Origin of the sequence: Hymenobacter siberiensis (assembly GCF_018967845.1) — a bacterium.
In the GTDB taxonomy this organism is placed as follows: Bacteria; Bacteroidota; Bacteroidia; order Cytophagales; family Hymenobacteraceae; genus Hymenobacter; species Hymenobacter siberiensis.
In genome coordinates this window covers 2,958,021-2,976,349 of record NZ_JAHLZZ010000001.1, presented here as the reverse complement: position 1 = coordinate 2,976,349, position 18,329 = coordinate 2,958,021, and the positions used below count along the sequence as shown (strand labels likewise).

Annotated in this window: 16 protein-coding genes and 1 pseudogene; 8 read left to right on the top strand and 9 right to left on the bottom strand. The window is 61.7% G+C overall.

Translation table 11 applies throughout. The features are described from left to right. Positions 1–73: 73 nt before the first annotated feature. The 4 genes from KQ661_RS12915 to lepA form a co-directional block, all read right to left on the bottom strand. Positions 74–2,050 carry an OmpA family protein gene (locus KQ661_RS12915; protein WP_235726972.1) on the bottom strand — a complete coding sequence of 659 codons (1,977 nt, stop codon included), beginning with the start codon at positions 2,048–2,050 and terminating at the stop codon, positions 74–76. Positions 2,051–2,058: 8 nt separating this feature from the next. Then, positions 2,059–2,640, bottom strand: a complete 582-nt coding sequence (locus KQ661_RS12910; RefSeq protein WP_216690687.1) for a 7-carboxy-7-deazaguanine synthase QueE — start codon at positions 2,638–2,640, stop codon at positions 2,059–2,061. Between the two features lie 202 nt (positions 2,641–2,842). Next, positions 2,843–3,754, bottom strand: coding sequence for a bifunctional 5,10-methylenetetrahydrofolate dehydrogenase/5,10-methenyltetrahydrofolate cyclohydrolase (locus KQ661_RS12905; protein WP_216688728.1), 912 nt, complete (start codon positions 3,752–3,754; stop codon positions 2,843–2,845). Between the two features lie 155 nt (positions 3,755–3,909). Further along, on the bottom strand, positions 3,910–5,697 hold the full coding sequence (gene lepA, locus KQ661_RS12900; protein WP_216688727.1) for a translation elongation factor 4: 1,788 nt from the start codon (positions 5,695–5,697) through the stop codon (positions 3,910–3,912). Between the two features lie 346 nt (positions 5,698–6,043). Here lepA and KQ661_RS12895 point away from each other — a divergent pair, with 346 nt between their 5' ends. The 4 genes and pseudogenes from KQ661_RS12895 to KQ661_RS12880 all read left to right on the top strand — a co-directional run bounded on the left by KQ661_RS12895 (position 6,044) and on the right by KQ661_RS12880 (position 9,896). Continuing rightward, positions 6,044–7,543, top strand: coding sequence for a L,D-transpeptidase scaffold domain-containing protein (locus KQ661_RS12895; RefSeq protein ID WP_216727222.1), 1,500 nt, complete (start codon positions 6,044–6,046; stop codon positions 7,541–7,543). Between the two features lie 232 nt (positions 7,544–7,775). Continuing rightward, entirely contained in the window at positions 7,776–8,285 is a 510-nt protein-coding gene (locus tag KQ661_RS12890; RefSeq protein WP_216727221.1) for a hypothetical protein, read from the top strand. Positions 8,286–8,300: 15 nt separating this feature from the next. Beyond that, positions 8,301–8,888, top strand: a pseudogene (locus tag KQ661_RS12885) (transposase); the annotation flags it as partial. Positions 8,889–9,197: 309 nt separating this feature from the next. Continuing rightward, positions 9,198–9,896, top strand: coding sequence for a Crp/Fnr family transcriptional regulator (locus tag KQ661_RS12880; RefSeq protein ID WP_168672799.1), 699 nt, complete (start codon positions 9,198–9,200; stop codon positions 9,894–9,896). A gap of 57 nt (positions 9,897–9,953) precedes the next feature. Here KQ661_RS12880 and KQ661_RS12875 read toward each other — a convergent pair whose 3' ends face one another. From KQ661_RS12875 to KQ661_RS12865, 3 genes are all read right to left on the bottom strand, one after another. Further along, a complete protein-coding gene (locus KQ661_RS12875; RefSeq protein ID WP_216727219.1) occupies positions 9,954–10,847 on the bottom strand; it encodes a universal stress protein in 894 nt (297 codons plus the stop codon). Between the two features lie 123 nt (positions 10,848–10,970). Next, positions 10,971–11,162, bottom strand: coding sequence for a hypothetical protein (locus KQ661_RS12870; protein WP_216727218.1), 192 nt, complete (start codon positions 11,160–11,162; stop codon positions 10,971–10,973). A 138-nt stretch (positions 11,163–11,300) separates the two neighbouring features. Beyond that, on the bottom strand, positions 11,301–12,722 hold the full coding sequence (locus tag KQ661_RS12865) for a BON domain-containing protein (RefSeq protein WP_216727217.1): 1,422 nt from the start codon (positions 12,720–12,722) through the stop codon (positions 11,301–11,303). Positions 12,723–13,191: 469 nt separating this feature from the next. Between KQ661_RS12865 and KQ661_RS12860 the strand changes: the two genes are divergently transcribed. Next, complete coding sequence (locus KQ661_RS12860) at positions 13,192–14,037, top strand: hypothetical protein (protein WP_216727216.1); 846 nt, start codon at positions 13,192–13,194, stop codon at positions 14,035–14,037. 84 nt (positions 14,038–14,121) lie between these two features. Here KQ661_RS12860 and KQ661_RS12855 read toward each other — a convergent pair whose 3' ends face one another. Beyond that, positions 14,122–15,039: an AraC family transcriptional regulator gene (locus KQ661_RS12855; protein WP_216688721.1), complete on the bottom strand. Its 918-nt coding sequence runs from the start codon at positions 15,037–15,039 to the stop codon at positions 14,122–14,124. A 137-nt stretch (positions 15,040–15,176) separates the two neighbouring features. Next, entirely contained in the window at positions 15,177–16,289 is a 1,113-nt protein-coding gene (locus KQ661_RS12850; protein WP_216727215.1) for an IS4 family transposase, read from the bottom strand. 283 nt (positions 16,290–16,572) lie between these two features. On the opposite strand from KQ661_RS12850, the gene hxlB reads away from it, so the two are divergent. From hxlB to KQ661_RS12835, 3 genes are all read left to right on the top strand, one after another. Further along, positions 16,573–17,157: a 6-phospho-3-hexuloisomerase gene (gene hxlB, locus KQ661_RS12845; protein ID WP_216688720.1), complete on the top strand. Its 585-nt coding sequence runs from the start codon at positions 16,573–16,575 to the stop codon at positions 17,155–17,157. A 56-nt stretch (positions 17,158–17,213) separates the two neighbouring features. Then, positions 17,214–17,846 carry a 3-hexulose-6-phosphate synthase gene (gene hxlA / locus KQ661_RS12840; RefSeq protein WP_216688719.1) on the top strand — a complete coding sequence of 211 codons (633 nt, stop codon included), beginning with the start codon at positions 17,214–17,216 and terminating at the stop codon, positions 17,844–17,846. Positions 17,847–17,939: 93 nt separating this feature from the next. Further along, on the top strand, positions 17,940–18,284 hold the full coding sequence (locus KQ661_RS12835; protein WP_216688718.1) for a hypothetical protein: 345 nt from the start codon (positions 17,940–17,942) through the stop codon (positions 18,282–18,284). Positions 18,285–18,329: the final 45 nt, after the last annotated feature.

The window sequence follows — 18,329 nt, the reverse complement described above, 5'->3', positions numbered from 1 at the left end:
GGCTACCGGCGAAAAAGCCGGCAGCCCACAATCATCCCAGTGGCACTGATGCGCGGAATGGGTAACCCCGCCCTTACAAAATGTGCAGTTCTATGCGGCGGTTGAGCTGGCGATGGTCTTCGGTATCGTTGGCGGCCAGGGGGTGGCCTGCGCCGTAGCCTTTGGAGCGCAGCCGGGTGGTGGAAATGCCGTGGTCAGACAGGTATTCAACCACTGCCTGGGCGCGGCGCTGCGAGAGCTGAATGTTAGACTCGGGGGCACCTACGTTGTCGGTATAGCCGGATACTTCAATCTGCACGTCGCGGTACTGCCGCAGGAACTCAATCAGGCGGTTGAGCTCGGTGCGGGACTGCGGCTTCAGGTCGTACTTATTAGTATCGAAAAACAGATTATTCAACACCACGCTGCGGCCGGCGCGCACGGGTTCAAGGTAAATATCCAGCGCCGTGGGACTGAACGGGTGCTGGCTGGAATAGTCGAAGCTGAGGCTTTTGAGCAGGTATTTATCGGCCGCGGCGTACATGGCGTAGTGGTGGCCTTCGTTGAGCACCACCGTGTAGTCGCCGTACTCGGGGTCGGAAGTCACGAACTGCGTGAGCACGTCGGTGTCGAGGTCGTAGAGCTTTACTTCTGCTTTGAGCGGCTTTTTGGTGTTGGCATCAAATACGCGGCCCTGGGTGTAGGTGCTGGTTTCGCGGGCCTTCACGGCCGGCGGCACCGCAAAGCCGAACAGCTCCACCGGCCGCTCGCGCGACAGCCGGTAGCCCCCGGGCGGCTCCTCTGATGCCCGGCTGCGCGAGCAGAATCCCTTCTGGTTGTCGGAAGTGATAAAAAGGGAGGCTTCGTTCTCGAAGGTATTGAGTGGGTAGCCCAGGTTGCGGGGTTTGCTCCAATTGCTGGCCCCCTGCTTTTCGCACCGAAAAGCGTCGAGGCCACCCATGCCGACCAGGCCATCGGTAACATAATAAAGCGTGGTGCCGCTGGCGTGGATGAATGGGGCCATGTCCTTACCGGCGGTGTTCACGGGCGTGCCCACGTTTTGGGCGGGGCTCCAGTTGCCATCGGGCTGTAGGGTGGTCACGTAAATATCCTCCTGGCCCTGGCCGCCGCGCCGCGTCGAGGTGAAGTACAGCGTTCGGCCGTCGGCCGAGAGCGAGGGTTGCGAGTCCCACTCCGTAGAATTCACGTTGAGGCCCAGGTTAATGGGCGGGCTCCAGTTGTTGCCGGTGCGGCGCGAAATGTACAGGTCGCAGTTGCCAATGGCCTTGGGCCGGTCACAGGACGCAAAAACCAGCGTTTTGCCATCGCCCGAAATCGAGCCCGCGCCTTCGTTGTAGCTGGAGTTGATGGCCGGCGAAATCGGCACGGGCGCGCCCATAGAGCCGTCTTTGTTCTGGCGGCTCACGTACAGGTCTTCGCCACTGCTGGCCGCCGGCCGGCCCGTGAAGAGCAGGAACCGGTTATCCGCCGTAAGAGCCGGGAAATACTGAAACTTAAAGCTGTTCAGCGGGGCGGGCAGCGGCAGCGGCGCTTCACCCATGGGGTGCTTCATGGCATCGAGCGCAAACTCACAGGTGAGGAGCTGCCGCTGCGATTTGGCCAGGTTTTTCTGAGCTTTGGGGGCCACTTTCATCAGCTGCCGGTAGGCATCGAGGGCAGTCTGGTAGTCGCCGTAGCTTAGGGCCAGGTCGCCCAGCAGCTGGTATTCGGAGGCATGAATCGGCTCGGGGGCTACTTTGGACAGGCCGTCGCGATAGGCGGCCAGCGCCCCCCGGTTGTCGCCCATGGCTTTCAGCAGGGAGCCCTTCAGCAGGAAGGCTTCGCCGAAGGATGGGAACTTCTGGTTGAGCTGGTTCAGGGTCTCAACGGCCTTGACAAAGTCCCGTTCCTTGGTTTGCTGCTGCGCTTTTTCGAGTAGACTGCGGGCCTTCGTGTTGGTGGGCATCTGCACTTTGGGCGGTAGCTGCGCCCAGGCCATTTCGGCAGAGGCCAGGCCCAGCAGACACATCATTCCGAGGCGCACGGCCCCCAACACTGAAATGCAACGCATACGGTAAGCTAGGGAATGTCGAGGTATTTATGAGTCTGGAGCGACACCTGCCAGCGCGGGTGCTGCTTCACGTAGTCAACCAGCTCGGGCGTCATGCGCGCGGCGCGGCTCCACTCGGGCTGCAAGTATAGGCGCGTGGTGGCCGGAACCAACGCCGCGTGTTCCTCAGCCCATGCAAAATCGTGCCCATTAAATACAACTACCTTCAATTCGTGGGCAGCAGCCAACACTTCGGGCAGCGGGGCCTTGAATTTTTTGGGCGAAAGGCACACCCAGTCCCAGGTGCCGGAGAGCGGGTGCGCGCCCGAGGTTTCGAGCCAGGTGCGGCAACCAGCCGCCTGCAATGCGGCCGTAAGGAGCTCCAGATTATGCATCAGCGGCTCGCCGCCAGTAATGACCACATCGCGGCCGGGATAAGCCAGCACGGCTTCTACGAGCTGCGCTACCGACTGGCGGGGGTGCGCGTCGGCATCCCACGATTCCTTCACGTCGCACCATACGCAGCCCACGTCGCAACCGCCCAGCCGGATAAAATAGGCGGCCCGGCCGGTGTTATACCCTTCGCCCTGAATGGTATAGAACTGCTCCATTACGGGCAGCAGCGTTCCGGCGGGCACAGCCGTCACATCATCGGAAGATGCAATTAATTCAGAAGTAAGTAACGTCACGGGTATTATTACAAAAAACCTCAGGAAGCAAAGCAACCCGAACACCAACTATAGGACACGCCGTTCCCAAGGCCGGACTTTAAAAGTACGCCAGGAGCTAATTATAACCAAATATTCCTAAAAATCAGCCGGCTGGGTGCGGGTATATTTCGCCCTTCGCGGCCCGTAGCGTGTTCAGCAAAAGCATGGCGATGGTCATGGGGCCCACGCCGCCGGGCACTGGCGTGATGGCCGAAGCCAGCGGGGCCACCTCGGCAAAGTTCACGTCGCCCTTCAGGGTATAGCCGCTTTTTTTGCTGGCGTCGGGCACGCGGGTGGTGCCCACGTCAATCACCACTGCGCCGGGCTGCACCATGTCGGCGGTCACGAACTCGGGGCGGCCGATGGCGGCCACCACGATGTCGGCCGTCCGGCATATTTCAGCCAGGTTTTGAGTGCGCGAATGGCATAAAGTAACCGTGCAGTTAGCCGTATCCAGGTTCTTGGCCAGCAGTATACTAACCGGAGTACCAACGATATTGGAACGACCGATAACCACGGCGTGCTTGCCGCTGGTTTTGATACCCTGGCGCGCCAGCAGCTCCACAATGCCCGAGGGCGTGGCGGGCAGCAGAGCCGGCAAACCGGCCACCATCCGGCCGATATTCATGGGGTGAAAACCATCGACATCCTTCTCGGGGCGGATGGCTTCAATGACCTTTTCGGGGTTGATGTGGGCCGGCAGCGGGAGCTGCACAATGAAACCGTCAATCTCGGGGTCGCGGTTCAGCTCATCTACTTTGGCCAGCAGGTCGGCCTCGGTAATATCATCTTCGTAGCGCAGCAGCGTGGACGCAAAGCCGACCCGCTCGCAGGCCAGCACCTTGTTGCGCACGTAGGTTTCGGAGCCGCCGTCGTGGCCCACGAGGATGGCGGCGAGGTGCGGCACCTTCTGGCCGGCGGCTTTCAGGGCGGCCACTTCGATGGCGATTTCGGCTTTGATGTCCTCGGCGGTCTGCTTGCCGTCGATGAGATTGGAGGTTGTTACGGAAGTCATAAGGGGATTATGTGTCATCCTGAGCACAGCGAAGGACCTTATCACGCCTTGCACCGCATGTTGTTAGCAATTCTGACGAAAGCGGCCGTGATAAGATGCTTCCTTCGTCAGCATGACAGGCATAAAAAAGGCGGCCCGAAAGCCGCCTTTTCAAATCAATCAATCTTAAGCACTGCCAGAAAGGCTTCCTGCGGGATTTCGACGGAACCCACGGAGCGCATCCGCTTCTTGCCTTCTTTCTGCTTTTCGAGCAGCTTGCGCTTCCGCGAAATGTCGCCGCCGTAGCACTTAGCAATTACGTTTTTGCGCAGGGCCTTCACGGTTTCGCGGGCGATGATTTTCTGGCCAATCGAGGCCTGAATGGCGATGTCGAACATCTGGCGGGGCAGCAGCTCGCGCAGCTTTTCGCAGAGGCGGCTACCCCACTGGTAGCTCTTGGAGCGGTGCACGATGGCCGACAGGGCATCGACCTTTTCGCCGTTCAGCATCACGTCGAGCTTCACCATGTCGGCTTCGCGGAAGCCAATCAGCTCATAATCAAGCGAAGCATAGCCACGGCTGATGGTTTTGAGCTTGTCGAAGAAATCAAATACGATTTCGGACAGCGGCAGCTCGAAGGTCATCTCTACCCGCTCGGAAGTGAGGTAGGACTGGCCCTTGATGATACCGCGCTTGTCCATACACAGCGTGATAATGGGGCCTACATACTCCGCCGCCGTAATAATCTGCGCCTTGATGAAGGGCTCTTCAATGAGCTTAATCAGGTTGGGCTCCGGCATTTCCGACGGGGCGTTGATGGTCAGGAGCTGGTCCTTGGTGCCGATGGCGTGGAACTGCACGCTGGGCACGGTGGTGATGACCGTCATGTTGAACTCGCGCTCCAGGCGTTCCTGCACGATTTCCATGTGCAGCATGCCCAGGAAGCCGCAACGGAAGCCAAAGCCCAGGGCCACCGACGTTTCGGGTTCCCAGACCAGCGAGGCATCGTTGAGCTGCAGCTTCTCCATACATGAGCGCAGTTCCTCGTACTCGGTGGTTTCTACGGGGTAGATACCGGCGAATACCATCGGCTTCACATCAGCAAAGCCCTTAATAACTTCGGTGGTGGGCCGCGCCACATGGGTAATCGTGTCGCCTACCTTCACCTCGCGGGCTTCCTTGATGCCCGAGATGAGGTAGCCCACGTTGCCGGCGCTCATTTCCTGGCGCGGCTCCTGGTTCAGGCCCAGGATGCCAATTTCGTCGGCGCCGTACTCTTTGCCCGTGGCCATAAACTTCACCTTGTCGCCTTTGCGCATGGTGCCGTTTTTGATGCGGAACAAGACTTCGATGCCGCGGTAGGAATTGAAGACGGAATCAAAAATCAGGGCTTGCAGGGGGGCTTCCGGGTCGCCTTTCGGGGCCGGAATGCGGTCGCAGATGGCATTGAGGATGGCTTCGATGCCGATGCCGGTTTTGCCGGAAGCGTGCAGAATATCGCCGGGCTCGCAGCCAATGAGGTCCACGATTTCGTCGGTCACTTCCTCGGGCATGGCGTGCGGGAGGTCGATTTTGTTGAGTACGGGGATGATTTCCAAATCGGCCCCGATGGCGAGGTAGAGGTTGGAAATCGTCTGGGCTTCGATGCCTTGGGAAGCATCCACAATCAGCAGTGCGCCTTCGCAGGCGGCGATGCTGCGGCTTACTTCGTAGCTAAAGTCGACGTGGCCGGGCGTGTCAATCAGATTCAGCGTGTAGATTTCCCCTTTGTAGGGGTACTGCATCTGGATGGCGTGGCTCTTGATGGTGATGCCGCGCTCGCGCTCCAGGTCCATGTTGTCGAGCAGCTGGGCCTGCATGTCGCGCTTGGCCACGGTGCTGGTGAATTCCAACAGGCGGTCGGCCAGGGTACTTTTACCGTGGTCGATGTGGGCAATGATGCAAAAGTTGCGGATATTCTTCACAGATATTTCTTAAGCTGGGCTGCTGGCGGGGCGGTTGAAACTCGGGGAAGCTGACTGGCCGTTGCCCGGCTTTCCGCTACCCTAGTACCCGTTTTACTAGCTTGAGCCTGCAAATTACGACCAGAATAACTAGTCTGCACGATTTGGCCTGGCGAGGGACAAATTCCGGGGCAGCTGCCGGCTTCGGGACTCGTTTTGGAGCGCGGATTTTGCGCGGCGCAATGCATCGCGGCAGCCGGGCTGGCCAGATGAGAAATCTCATGCCTTGCTATGACGTTCATCACAGCATTGCGGGGGCGGACCCACCACCTTTACCAGCGGTCATCCTCACCCTACCCCCCTGAATATGCGCCCGTTAAAGTCCATGCTGCTGGCGGCTTCACTGACGGCCATTCTTTTCGGGCTGACCAACGCCGACCGGCTGGCCGCGCCCCGTGCCCCGGCAACCAATTACCCGGCCGACTCGCTGACCGGCCGCATCCAGCGCCTGCTGGCGGTGCCGGCGGCCGAGCGGGCCTTACCGCTGGCGTTGGCCGATGAACCAGCCGTGCAGGCATTTTATACCCAGCGCCAGCACTCGGCAGCCTGGTGCGCAGATGCCGGGGCCGGGCCGAAAGGCCGGGCGGCGCTGGCGTTGCTGACCCAGGCCGGCGACTACGGCCTGACGCCGGCGATGTACCATGTGCCCCTACTGAAGGTGCTGGCCGATTCGCTGGCGCAGCCGGCCGGCACGGCGGGCCAGGTGGCCCGGCAGGCCCGGTTCGACGTATTGCTGACCGATGGCGTGGTGCTGTTTGCGCGGCATTTGCGGCGGGGGCAGCTGCACGCCTTCACGCCTTCGCCGCTGGAAAAAGCCGGGGCTCCGTTTGAGCCGGCGGCCTGGGTGGCCCGGGCGCTGGCTGCGCCGGGCTTTGCGGCGGCCCTGGTGCGCTGCCAGCCGCCGCAGCGCGAGTACCAGGAGCTTCAGCAGGCGCTGGCACGCTGGCGGCGGCAGCCCGCCACTGGTAAAGATGCCCCGGCCCACAGCCGGCGCAGCCAGCAAATGGCCCTGACGCTGGAGCGGTGGCGCTGGGAAGCCATTCCCGGCAGCGAATACCTGCTGGTGAACCTGCCAGCTTATCAGCTAGAAGTGGTGCGCAAGGGCCGCGTGCAGCTCAGCCAGCGGATTATAATTGGGCGGCCCGACCGGCCCACTCCTACGCTGAACAGTCGGGTTACGTCTTTCACGATTGCGCCCGAGTGGAACGTGCCCCACGGCGTAGCAGTGCGCCACATTCTGCCCTACCTGAAGGCCAATGCCCGCTACGCGCCGGAGCAGGATTTCTTGGCCAACAACAACTACCGGCTCTTCGATGCCCAAGGCAAAGCCGTGAACCCGGCCACCGTGAACTGGCAGCGCGTTACGGTGACGAACTTCCCTTACACCATTCGCCAAAGCCCGGGCTGCGGCAACCTGCTGGGCAACATCATCTTTCGATTTCCGAACCCCTACGACCTGTACCTCAGCGATGCCCCCGAGCCCGGCCAGTTTGCGCACGCCTACCGGGCGCTGGAGGAAGGCTGCATGAAGCTGGCGCGCCCCATGCACCTGGCGGCCTACCTGCTGGGGCCCGACAGCACCAGCGCCGCGCTGCCCACCGAAGCCCAGTGCACCGCCAATCCGCAGCCGCGCACCATCTTTCTGAAGCGCCCCCTGCCGCTGCACGTGCGCTACGCCACCTGCGCGGTGGTGGCGGGTCAGCTGCGCTTCTACCCCGACGTATATGGCCAGGATGCTACCCTGCGCCGACAGCTGCTGGCCATGCAGGCCGCCACCCAGCGCAGCGTTCAGACCAGCCTGCGCTAGCGGAAGGACGCGGCAGAAAACCAGCCCCCGGGCACCACCCTGGCCGGGCAACGGGAGTAGCGGTAGCTGTGTAGGGCCTTCGGTGATTTTGTTGCTGGCTGAACGCTTCTGAGCCGTTTTTTAGCATGTATGGGGTGTAGAGACACGATACTCTACCCTACTAAATTTTAGGGCATAAAAACGGGGCAGCCCGACCTTTGGGGTTCCAACCACCAAAAACCCGTTCTGCCCCGTGAAGCAACACTTCGCTGCCAAAATTACGACGCTTTTGCAACAGGCCCCGTTTGTGGGCCACTTATCTCGCCAAAAGTTTGTGGGCCAGTTCATTCTTGGCCTGATAAAGAGCCGCAACGTGCAATTTAGCGAAGTGGCCCAGCACCTCAACGACGCCGCTAAGCCCGCCTCGAACGAAACGCGCATTCAGGACTTTTTCCGCGAAGTCGACCTCAATTACGTGCTGGTGGCCAGGCTTTTGCTTAGTTTGTTGCCTGCGCAGGGCAAGCTGCGTTTGTGCCTGGACCGCACGGAGTGGGACTTCGGCCAGTGCCAGGTCAACGTGCTGCTCGTCACCGTCGGCACGGGCGAGGTCCACGTGCCGCTCTACTGGCAGCTGCTCGACAACCGCAGCGGCAACTCCAACGCCGCCGACCGCATCGCGGTGCTCGAAAAGTGCGTGGCTTTGCTGGGGAAAGACCGCATCGGCCTGGTCGTGGGCGACCGGGAATTTGTCGGCCATGCGTAGTTCAAGTGGCTCAAAGACAACGGACTGAATTTTGTCATGCGCGTGCCCAAGCACCACTGCCTGACCCACGCCGACGGCCGCCGGCAGGCCGTGGCCGACCTGGGCCTGGTGCCGGGGCAGGTGCGCCGCTTCGCCCACGTACAGGTCGACGGGGTCTGGGGACAGGCCTGGGTCAAGGCCGTGGCGGCGGGCGAGTTCGTCTACCTGTTTGCCACGGCCGGTCTGAACCACCTCGCGCAACGCTACGCCAAGCGGTGGACGATTGAGCAGTGCTTCCAAAACCTGAAAGGCCGGGGTTTCAACCTGGAAGCCACCCACTTGCGCTGCTTGCAAAAGCTGCGCAAACTCGTGGCCCTCGTCAGCCTGGCCTACGCCTTCTGCCTGGGCGTGGGCGCAGCCGCCCACGGCGGCCGCCACCCCATTGCCCGCAAGAAGCACGGCTACCGGGCCGCGAGCCTGGCTCGTCACGGCCTCAACCTCCTCCGCCAACTTACCCGCCCGCTAATCCGGCCCGATGACCCGTTAGCCCGCCTAGTTGAAACGCTACTGAACTGGATTACGAGACAACTTGCTCGAAATCAAACAATAAAAATAGTAGGGTAGAGTAGAGACACGACACTTCGCGTCTCTACACCCCATACATGTATATGTGAATAGCTTCAGCAACCGATTGAAAACCAAGACCCAATATTTTCCGGCGTAACAAAGTAACGGGCCGCAGCCGTGCCGGGGTTTATCAGCCCAAATATTTCCCGATGTGCCTGAGGCGCTGACCAGGGCCCAAATTAGTGCTTAGCAGCGGGGAACGTGGGGTGCCACTGGCTTGGTGGCAGGCGGGAAACCATCGAAGTTTTATAATTATTATTAAAATTATATATATATATATTGCATTAATAATTATTAGCCGGTATCGTGAATTCATTTGTCCCACATCCCCCCCCGGATTGCCGCCACTGGGCCGATGCCCTACTGGCCAGCAACCAGCACATGGCACTAATTGAGGCCGCGAAAACGACTCATCATTATCAGCGCGGGCAGGTATTGTTTCGGGAAGGCGACCACGCGGCGGGGCTCTACAGCATCAACTCGGGCCATGTGAAGGTGACGAAAGTGGGCGGCGATGGCAAGGAGCAAATCATCCGGCTGGCCAGAGACGGCAACATTCTGGGCTATCGGGGACTGCTGGCCGGCACTGGCCACGCCGCCAATGCCCTGGCCCTCGACGAGGCCGAGGTGTGCTTTATTCCCAAATCGGTGTTTTTTCAGCTCATCGAGCACAATCCGGGCTTTGCTTTCTCACTGATGAAGCTGATGGCCAACGAGCTGGCCGAAACCGAGGAACGCATGCTGCACCTGGCCTACAAGCCCGTGCGCGAGCGCCTGGCAGAGGCCCTGCTGCTGCTGCTGCGCACCTACCAGCAACCGGCCGATGGCCCGCCCAGCTTCACGATTTCGCGCGAAGACCTGGCCGCGCTGGTGGGCACCGTGCGCGAAACCGTGAGCCGGTTCATGGCCGAGCTGAAGGCGGAAGGCGTGCTCAGCACCAAAGGCAGCAGCATCACCATCCTGGATATTAAGCGGCTAATCGAGATTTCGACCCTTTACGACTAGGCCCAGCCAGGGCCAGATGCCGCTGCCGTTGCCGAGGCGGGCCGCCACCACCAACCGCTAGACCAGGATATTATCGGCCGCGTGGTGGGCCTCGTGGCGGGGAGCCGCCGTGGATTCGGCGGCGGGCACGATGAGCACGGGCACGGGGCTACGGCGCAGCACTTCGGCCGTCACGCTGTGCGGGAACACCTCGCCGAGGTAGCTCCGCGGGCGGGCCAGCAGCAGCACGAGGTCGGCCCCCACATCGTGGATGGCGGCCAGAATGCCATCGGCCGGGCGGGCATACTGGTAGCCGCGCGACGCTACATCGGGCAGGCCCGTGGTCAGGCCGCTAAGCTCCACGGCGTGCTTGGCCCGGGCATAGTTTTCATCGGCTTCGGTGCCCGATATGTGCACGATGGTGACGTGAGGGGCCAGCTGGTGCAGCAGCCGCTTCACCCCATTAATGGCTGGGGGCAGCGCAAAGGGCTCGCTGTCGGCGGCTATCAGCACGCGCTGGGGCGGGGCGGGGGCGGTCGTATGGGGCACCAGCAGCAGGGGCAGCTGCACGGCACGCAGCAGCTCCAGCAGCATCAGGCTCACCTGGTCGGGGGGGGCGGCATCGGCGGCGGGCCGCTCCACCACCACCAGCGCCGGGCGGTGCTGCCGGGTGAGGGCCCGGGCCGCCGCCGGCAGCAGGTGCGGGAGGAGCGCCACCGTAGCCGGGGCGCGGAGCTGCCCGGCCAGCTGGGTCAGCCGGGCCTTAATGCCGGGCGCATCGGCCAGCTCCTGCGGCCGCCAGCTTTCTCCGGTAAAAATATGGGGGTCGCAGAAGGAGCCGTGGTTGGCGTGCAGCAGCAGCAGGTGGGCCCCTACGCCGCCGGCCAGCTCGTCGGCATACAGCACGGCGCGCTGCGCCTCGGAATAAACGCTGGTCAGGACAATAAAGGAGAGTTGCCGGGGCGCTTTCATTGCGGGATGGGTTATTGAAGCTGTTCAGGGAGCCAAAAAGCTGGTCGTCCTGCGCTTGCTCAAAATGATAAACGGCAAAAATTCAACTTCCCGGGCAGCTTCATCACCACCGGATTTATCGGCTTAAAAAGAGCCGGCGTAAGCGCCCAGCGCGCCCGGATTGCGGGCCATGCCGGCCGCTTCGGTCAGCGTATCGTCGAGGCCATAGTCGATTTCGGTCAGGGGACGGGGCTCGCGGTAGCGCTCCGGGACCGGGTAGCTGGACGTAGCGGGGCTGCCGGCGGTGGGCGATTCGGTGGGGTGAGGGGACTGCACAGTGAATGAAAAAGCAGAGATTGGGATTGGGATTGGCGGCGACATGATTTGAAACGGGTTTGATAGTACGTTGATTAGCAAGTCATAGTCATGTCATCATACGCTTATATTTATCGGTTGATAATTGGTCAGCAGCCTTCAGTGCAGCGGCCGTAAGTGGTTGTTTACCTCGCGGGCTCCGCAGTCGCGGGCATCGGTGGCGGCGCGCTGGCGCTCCAGCCACGTATCCACGGGGCCGGTGAGGGTGGCACGGCCGTTGGCCACACGCACCTCAATTTCCTGGTCGTGCAGCAGCGCCGACCAGTAGAAATGCAGCCGGATGCGCTGCTCCAGGGCCAGGTCGGCGGCGGGGCCGGTGAGGTCGGCCGCATCATCGTCTTCATCGTCGGGTTGCGCCCGCCCCGGAACCACCCGCACGTGGTTTTCCAGGGCCACTACGCCGTTGATGCCGCTGGCCACTTCCGCCGTGCGCTGCTGGTCGAAATGCGAATCGACCGCGCCGCCCACCTGCACCCGGCCGTGGTGGCCGCTCACCTGCAAGTCGTAGCCGGCCAGGTAGGCATCGGCGGCCAGGGCCTCTCTCACCTGGTGCTCCATCACATCATCGGCTACGGGCGCGGCGGGGCTTACTTGCAGCAGGTTGCACACCTCCTTCACACCCAATACATTGCGGGCATCCTGGCCGGCGGCGCGGCGGGCGCGCAAGTTGCCCACCGTGCCGGTCAGGGTCACGGTGCCCTGCTCAACCTGCACGGTGGGCGCATCGGGCTGGCAGCGCGGGTCGTAGCGCAAGGCATCGCGCACGGCCTGGGCCACGGCTTCGTCCGGTTTCGGAGCAAACCGCTGGTGGCGTAGCGCCTTATCCAATGCCCACGGGGCTACCTGTAGCTGCGCGGCCTCCACGCTGGTGGCCCCGGCCCGGTAGGCGGTGGCCAGCACGTGGTCGAACTCGGCCGCCGTGCCCACGGTGCCGCTCAGGTGTACCACGCCGTGGTCGACGACGATATTCACGAGCGGGCTTTTCACGCGCAGGTCCCAGGCCAGACAATTGCGAATGTGGGCGGCGATGTCCTCATCGGCGGCCGTTTCCGGGCCGCCGCGCACCAACAGGCGGTTGTGCACATGGCGCACGCCGGGCACGCCGCGCAGGGCCCGCAGCACCAGCAGCTCTTCGGCCCAGGTCTGAACAGTGCCCTGCAGCACGATTTCGCCGTCGCTGGCGTAGCTGTGTACGTGGTAGCGGCGTACGGCGGGGTCGTTTTGCAAGGCCCGCACTACCCGGCGCTGCAGCTCGGCACTGGGCACATCGGGGGTGCGAATGGCCAGCTCGTTTACCACGCCGCGCACGCCGCGCACGGCTTTGGCCACTTCGGCCGCCCGCTCCCGCGCCAGCAGGTTGTCGGTGAAGCCGCTAAGCACCACAATGCCTTCGTGCGTGGCCACCTCCACCAGGTGCGACGTGACGCCTTTCTTGAGCATAAACAACAGCTCGATGGCCGCCGTGATGTCGGCATCGGCCAAATGCTCTTCCGTGCTAATCGTTGCGGGGGGACTTTTCATGGCGAAGAGATAGGAAAAGGGCAAATGGATTACCAGCTATGCGAGCAGGCGGGCTGCCGGCTTTTTTGCCAGCTGTCCGCCTGCTCGCATAGCCTCTCAATAGGCACCGGAGCGGGCCGGGGTACCACGACGCAGGCCAATGGCCAGCAGGCCAAGCACCAGTAGCAGGGAAAAAAACAGCGAGGGCGTAACCATAACAGGGGGCGTTAAAGGCCAGTAAAACAGAATTACCCGTAGGTTTTCTGACTACTGCAAGATGCACCCGGCGCCCCCTTCAATGCCGTGACAACTATCATATATTGCCATGATTTTAGTTATTGCGGCCCGCTGCCTGCGGTGGGCACCAGGCGGCTTTTTCGGTCCTGGCCGGGGCTTATTTAGCCGGGCAGCGGAGTGCGGCTGCGCAATTGCAGCCCAGCAGCTTAGTTTTGCTGATTCCCCAATTTTGCCCGCGTCAGTAAAGCTGCCCATGCACCCGGAAACTGCTACTACTTCCCTCAAAACCGACCCTCGCAAGTTTTACATCGTGGCCGCCAACGGCACAGCCCTGTATGTGCTGGCCTATTATTTTGTGTGGGGCCTGCACCAGGCGGCCAAGGTGGCCGTGTCGCACCACTTCCAGCTACACGGAATCTGGGACCCCAGCGACGTGCGCTATACCCTGGCCGATAACGAGTGGTGGCGCACGGCCATCGTTGGGGTATACGGCAGCGGGCCGGTGGTGTGCCTCGTGCTGGGGCTGGTGGCATTTCGCTGGTATTGGCGGGGCGAGCGGGCGCGACGGGGGCAGTTTAAGCTATTGCTGCTGTGGGTGGCTTTCCACGCCTGCAACGCCGTATTCGGGGCTTTGCTGGCCGATACGTTCACGCAATCGGGCTTCTGGTACGTGCCCGACTGGCTCCTACGCCTGGGCAATGTGATGAACGTGCTGCTGGCGCTGCTGGCCGGACTGGTGCAGCTGGGCCTGGGCTATTTCGGGGCCATTGCCTTCCTGCAGGCCCACGACTCGCACACGGTGATGCGCTACGCCAACCGCCGGCTCATGGTGGTGAGCACGCTCATCGTGCCCTGGGTGGCCGGAGGAATCTTCATTGCCCTCGCCAAAGTGCCCTACCTCACCGTGCAGGAAACACTGCACCTGGCCATGATGGGCCTGCTGGTGACCCCGCTGGCCCTGGGCTGCCTCAACGAAGTATTTTCCGAAACTGTGAAGCGCCCCCAGGCCACGCGCGTGGCCTGGGGCCTGGTGGGAGTGACCATTGTCGTGGCCTTGACCTGGCGCCTGGCCCTAAGCCCACCGCTGACGTTTGGCTAAACGATAACTGCGTAACGAATGGCAGGTCCTGCCCTGCCGGTTTAAAAACTGGTGTTAACACACGCCAACCGGCGGGCCAGCGGCTCAGGCCAGGGCCAGCGTGCGGTATTCGGTAGGCGTCATGCCTTCGAGTTGCCGGAACATGCGGGTGAAATAGGCCGGGTTGTTGAAGCCGGCTTTGAAGCAGATGTCGGTGATGCTGAGGGTGGGGTTGCGAAGGCAGCGCTTGGCCACGCGCATGCGCTCCTTGATGATGTAATCCATGGGCGAGAGGCCGAACTCCTGCTTGAAGGCGCGGAAGAAATTGGGCTTGCTCATGTAGGCCTGGGCGCTCAGGTCCTCGATGCTGAGCTTCTCGGCAATGTTTTCCCGGATGTAGCTCAGGGTGTAGGCAAAGCGGTTGGAGGTGGCCAGCACCGCCACGTTGCTTTCGATAGCGTGCAGACTTTGCAGCTGCATGAGGCGGAGTAGCAGCTCTTTCACGGCAAAGTCGGCCAGAATATCCTTGTTCTGCGAGTTATCGAACCCGATGCGGACCAGCTTGTAGATGAGGGCCGTAATCTCTTCGTTGTTATAGAAGTGGTAATTCGTGAAGCTGAAACTCCAGCTGTCCTCGGTTTTGGGGTAAAACTCGTTCAGGTAGTTCACCGTGTCGATGATTTGCAGCCGGTCGATGGCCAGGGCCACGCACTGCGTCGGGTTTTCGTCCGACGCCTCGGGAAAGTCAATCATCATCTTCAGATTGGGCGGCACCACCATCGTGTTGCCGGGCAGGTAGTGGAAGGCCTGCTGGTCGAGCAGGTGCATCACCTTCTTGCCGCGCAGCATGTTAGTGAGCACCAGGTCGCTGAAGGACTGCGCCACCTGGTCGCCGGGCACCAGTGTTTCGAGGATGCTCAGCTCGTACTTTTCCAGGGTTTGCACCCGGCGGTGGTCAATGAGGGTCGTCAGGTCCGACGAGTGGGTGAGCGGAATGTCGGGCAGCAGGTGGGTTGGCAGCATGAATATTGGTATCGGCTAAGACGGACGCTAACAGCTGAGCGGCCCGAATGGCTGCTGCTTTGATGAAGAAGCTGCTTCGCAAGTCGACTGCAGCCGACCTACCAGGCAGCTTCGAAACGACATAAGGGCCGACTACTCTACCCTACTATTTTTAGTAGTTGATTTCGAGCAAGTTGTCTCGTAGTGCAGTTTAGCAGCGTTTCAACCAGGCGGGCCAACGGGTCATCGGGCCGGGTTAGCGGACGGGTGAGTTGGCGGAGGAGGTTGAGGCCGTGACGAGCCAGGCTCGCGGCCCGGTAGCCGTGCTTCTTGCGGGCAATGGGGTGGCGGCCGCCGTGGGCGGCTGCGCCCACGCCCAGGCAGAAGGCGTAGGCCAGGCTGACGAGGGCCACGAGTTTGCGCAGCTTTTGCAAGCAGCGCAAGTGGGTGGCTTCCAGGTTGAAACCCCGGCCTTTCAGGTTTTGGAAGCACTGCTCAATCGTCCACCGCTTGGCGTAGCGTTGCGCGAGGTGGTTCAGACCGGCCGTGGCAAACAGGTAGACGAACTCGCCCGCCGCCACGGCCTTGACCCAGGCCTGTCCCCAGACCCCGTCGACCTGTACGTGGGCGAAGCGGCGCACCTGCCCCGGCACCAGGCCCAGGTCGGCCACGGCCTGCCGGCGGCCGTCGGCGTGGGTCAGGCAGTGGTGCTTGGGCACGCGCATGACAAAATTCAGTCCGTTGTCTTTGAGCCACTTGAACCACGCATGGCCGACAAATTCCCGGTCGCCCACGACCAGGCCGATGCGGTCTTTCCCCAGCAAAGCCACGCACTTTTCGAGCACCGCGATGCGGTCGGCGGCGTTGGAGTTGCCGCTGCGGTTGTCGAGCAGCTGCCAGTAGAGCGGCACGTGGACCTCGCCCGTGCCGACGGTGACGAGCAGCACGTTGACCTGGCACTGGCCGAAGTCCCACTCCGTGCGGTCCAGGCACAAACGCAGCTTGCCCTGCGCAGGCAATAAACTAAGCAAAAGCCTGGCCACCAGCATGTAATTGAGGTCGACTTCGCGGAAAAAGTCCTGAATGCGCGTTTCGTTCGAGGCGGGCTTAGCGGCGTCGTTGAGGTGCTGGGCCACTTCGCCAAATTGCACGTTGCGGCTCTTTATCAGGCCAAGAATGAACTGGCCCACAAACTTTTGGCGAGATAAGTGGCCCACAAACGGGGCCTGTTGCAAAAGCGTCGTAATTTTGGCAGCGAAGTGTTGCTTCACGGGGCAGAACGGGTTGAGCGTGTAGGAACCCCAAAGGTCGGGCTGCCCCGTTTTTGTACCTGAAAAATAGTAGGGTAGAGTAAGGGCCGACAACGCCTTTTGCTCCACTACGGAGCAATTCCGATGGGCAAAACCGGCATTTGATAGGATACTGACAGGGCAGGGCTATGAATTGCTATGATTCTGCAAACCCTCGTTTTGGGGCAACTCTACCTTTGTGCTACCCTTTCCGGACCGCCGAACCTGCGGATTATCCACGCCAAAAAGTAGCCAAACAACTCCGATGAGCGAACCCCAAGCCGAGCAGCTGAGCCAGGACCTGAAGCAGAACCTGCAGCTGCTCATCACCGAAAACCAGCAGCTCGCCGAGCGCATCGACTGGACGGCCGCCGCCGCCCTCGTCCCGCTCATTCGGCAGGCCGAACGGGTTTTTGTGGTGGGCGCAGGGCGCACCGGCCTGGCGCTGCAGGCCGCCGCCATGCGCCTGATGCACCTGGGCCTTAGGGTGTTTGTGGTGGGCGAAACCACTACCCCCGCCATCGGGGCCGGCGACCTGCTGCTGGCCGGCTCGGGCTCGGGTACCACCAGCACCATTGTGAAGGCGGCGGAGAAGGCCGTAGCCGCCGGAGCCCGGGTGGCCGCCATTTCCACCACGGCGGAGTCGCCGCTGGCCACGCTGGCCGATTTGGTCGTGCTGGTGCCCGCAGCCCAGAAGCAGGACCACGGCGGCAGCCTCTCGCAACAGTACGCGGGCAGCCTGTTCGAGCAGGCGGTACTGCTGCTCACCGATGCCCTTTTCCAAACGCTGTGGACCCTGGACGGCACGCCCGCCCCGGAGCTCTGGAAACGTCACGCCAACCTCGAATAACTATTCAATTTCCTTTCAATCACCTGTTAAACAACCTATTAAACCAGACGTTCACCATGGCTAAATTACAAGTTGCAATCGACCTCCTGACCACCAAAGAAGCCCTTGAGCTGGCAGCAAAAGTGGCTCCCTACGTAGACATCATCGAGCTGGGCACCCCGCTCATCAAGAGCGAAGGCCTCGCCGTTATCAAGGCCATGAAGGCTGCCCACCCCGACAAGCTGGTGTTTGCCGATTTCAAAACCGCCGACACCGGTGAGCTGGAAGCCGGCATGGCCTTCGGCGCGGGTGCCGACCTCGTGACCATTCTGGGCTCGGTGGATGATGCCACCATTATCGGCGCGGTGAAGGCCGCCAAAGAGCACGGCAAAGGCGTGGTGGTGGATACCATCGGCGTGAAGGACCGGGTGAAGCGCGCGCAGGAAGTGAGCAAGCTCGGCGTGGAATTCGTGGAGCTGCACGCCGGCCTCGACGAGCAGGCCCTGCCCGGCTACTCCATCCAGGTGCTCATCGATGAGGCCAAGCGTGCCGGCGTGCCCGTTTCCATCGCGGGCGGTGTGAACATCGACACCATTGCCGCCGTGAAGCAGGCCGGTGTGGCCGTAGCCGTAGCCGGTGGCGCCATCTACGGCGCCGCCGACCCCGCCGCCGCCGCCAAGGCGCTGCGCGAGGCACTGGACGCCGCGTAAGGCGGCTGCCTGACACAGGCATGAAAAGGCCCTGGCAAGTTGCCAGGGCCTTTTTTCGTACCTTGCCCGCTGAATTTTTCCCTTACTGCCCGTATGCTCCCCCCCTACCAACAAGCGTTTGTCGATACCCTTGACTTCGTACCTCCCAAAGAATATCTGGGCTATTTATTCACCACAGACAGCGGCTATGAATTTGGCGGGGCCTACTTGGTTGAGGCCGATGAATTGCTGCCATTCAATGCCGAATATAGTGCGAATGAGCATTATCCCGGCTATTTTCTCATTGGCTCGGATGGGGCCGGTGAGGCATTTGCCATTGCTAAAACCACCAGCAACTTCGTGCAGACACCTTTTATTGGCCACGATGCCGAAACGCCGGCCGTAGTCGGCCGAACGTGGCCGGAGTTTCTGGACTATCTGCAAACGGAATACTGCTAACCCGGCTGGAGACTTGCCCCGGCCGACCCCGCCGGGGCGTTTCCC

Coding starts and splice junctions, on each gene's coding strand:
- KQ661_RS12915 (WP_235726972.1), bottom strand. CDS start 2,050: ATGCGTTGCATTTCAGTGTTGGGGGCCGTGCGCCTCGGAATGATGTGT.
- KQ661_RS12910 (WP_216690687.1), bottom strand. CDS start 2,640: ATGGAGCAGTTCTATACCATTCAGGGCGAAGGGTATAACACCGGCCGG.
- KQ661_RS12905 (WP_216688728.1), bottom strand. CDS start 3,754: ATGACTTCCGTAACAACCTCCAATCTCATCGACGGCAAGCAGACCGCC.
- KQ661_RS12895 (WP_216727222.1), top strand. CDS start 6,044: ATGCGCCCGTTAAAGTCCATGCTGCTGGCGGCTTCACTGACGGCCATT.
- KQ661_RS12875 (WP_216727219.1), bottom strand. CDS start 10,847: ATGAAAGCGCCCCGGCAACTCTCCTTTATTGTCCTGACCAGCGTTTAT.
- KQ661_RS12865 (WP_216727217.1), bottom strand. CDS start 12,722: ATGAAAAGTCCCCCCGCAACGATTAGCACGGAAGAGCATTTGGCCGAT.
- KQ661_RS12860 (WP_216727216.1), top strand. CDS start 13,192: ATGCACCCGGAAACTGCTACTACTTCCCTCAAAACCGACCCTCGCAAG.
- KQ661_RS12855 (WP_216688721.1), bottom strand. CDS start 15,039: ATGCTGCCAACCCACCTGCTGCCCGACATTCCGCTCACCCACTCGTCG.
- hxlB (WP_216688720.1), top strand. CDS start 16,573: ATGAGCGAACCCCAAGCCGAGCAGCTGAGCCAGGACCTGAAGCAGAAC.
- hxlA (WP_216688719.1), top strand. CDS start 17,214: ATGGCTAAATTACAAGTTGCAATCGACCTCCTGACCACCAAAGAAGCC.
- KQ661_RS12835 (WP_216688718.1), top strand. CDS start 17,940: ATGCTCCCCCCCTACCAACAAGCGTTTGTCGATACCCTTGACTTCGTA.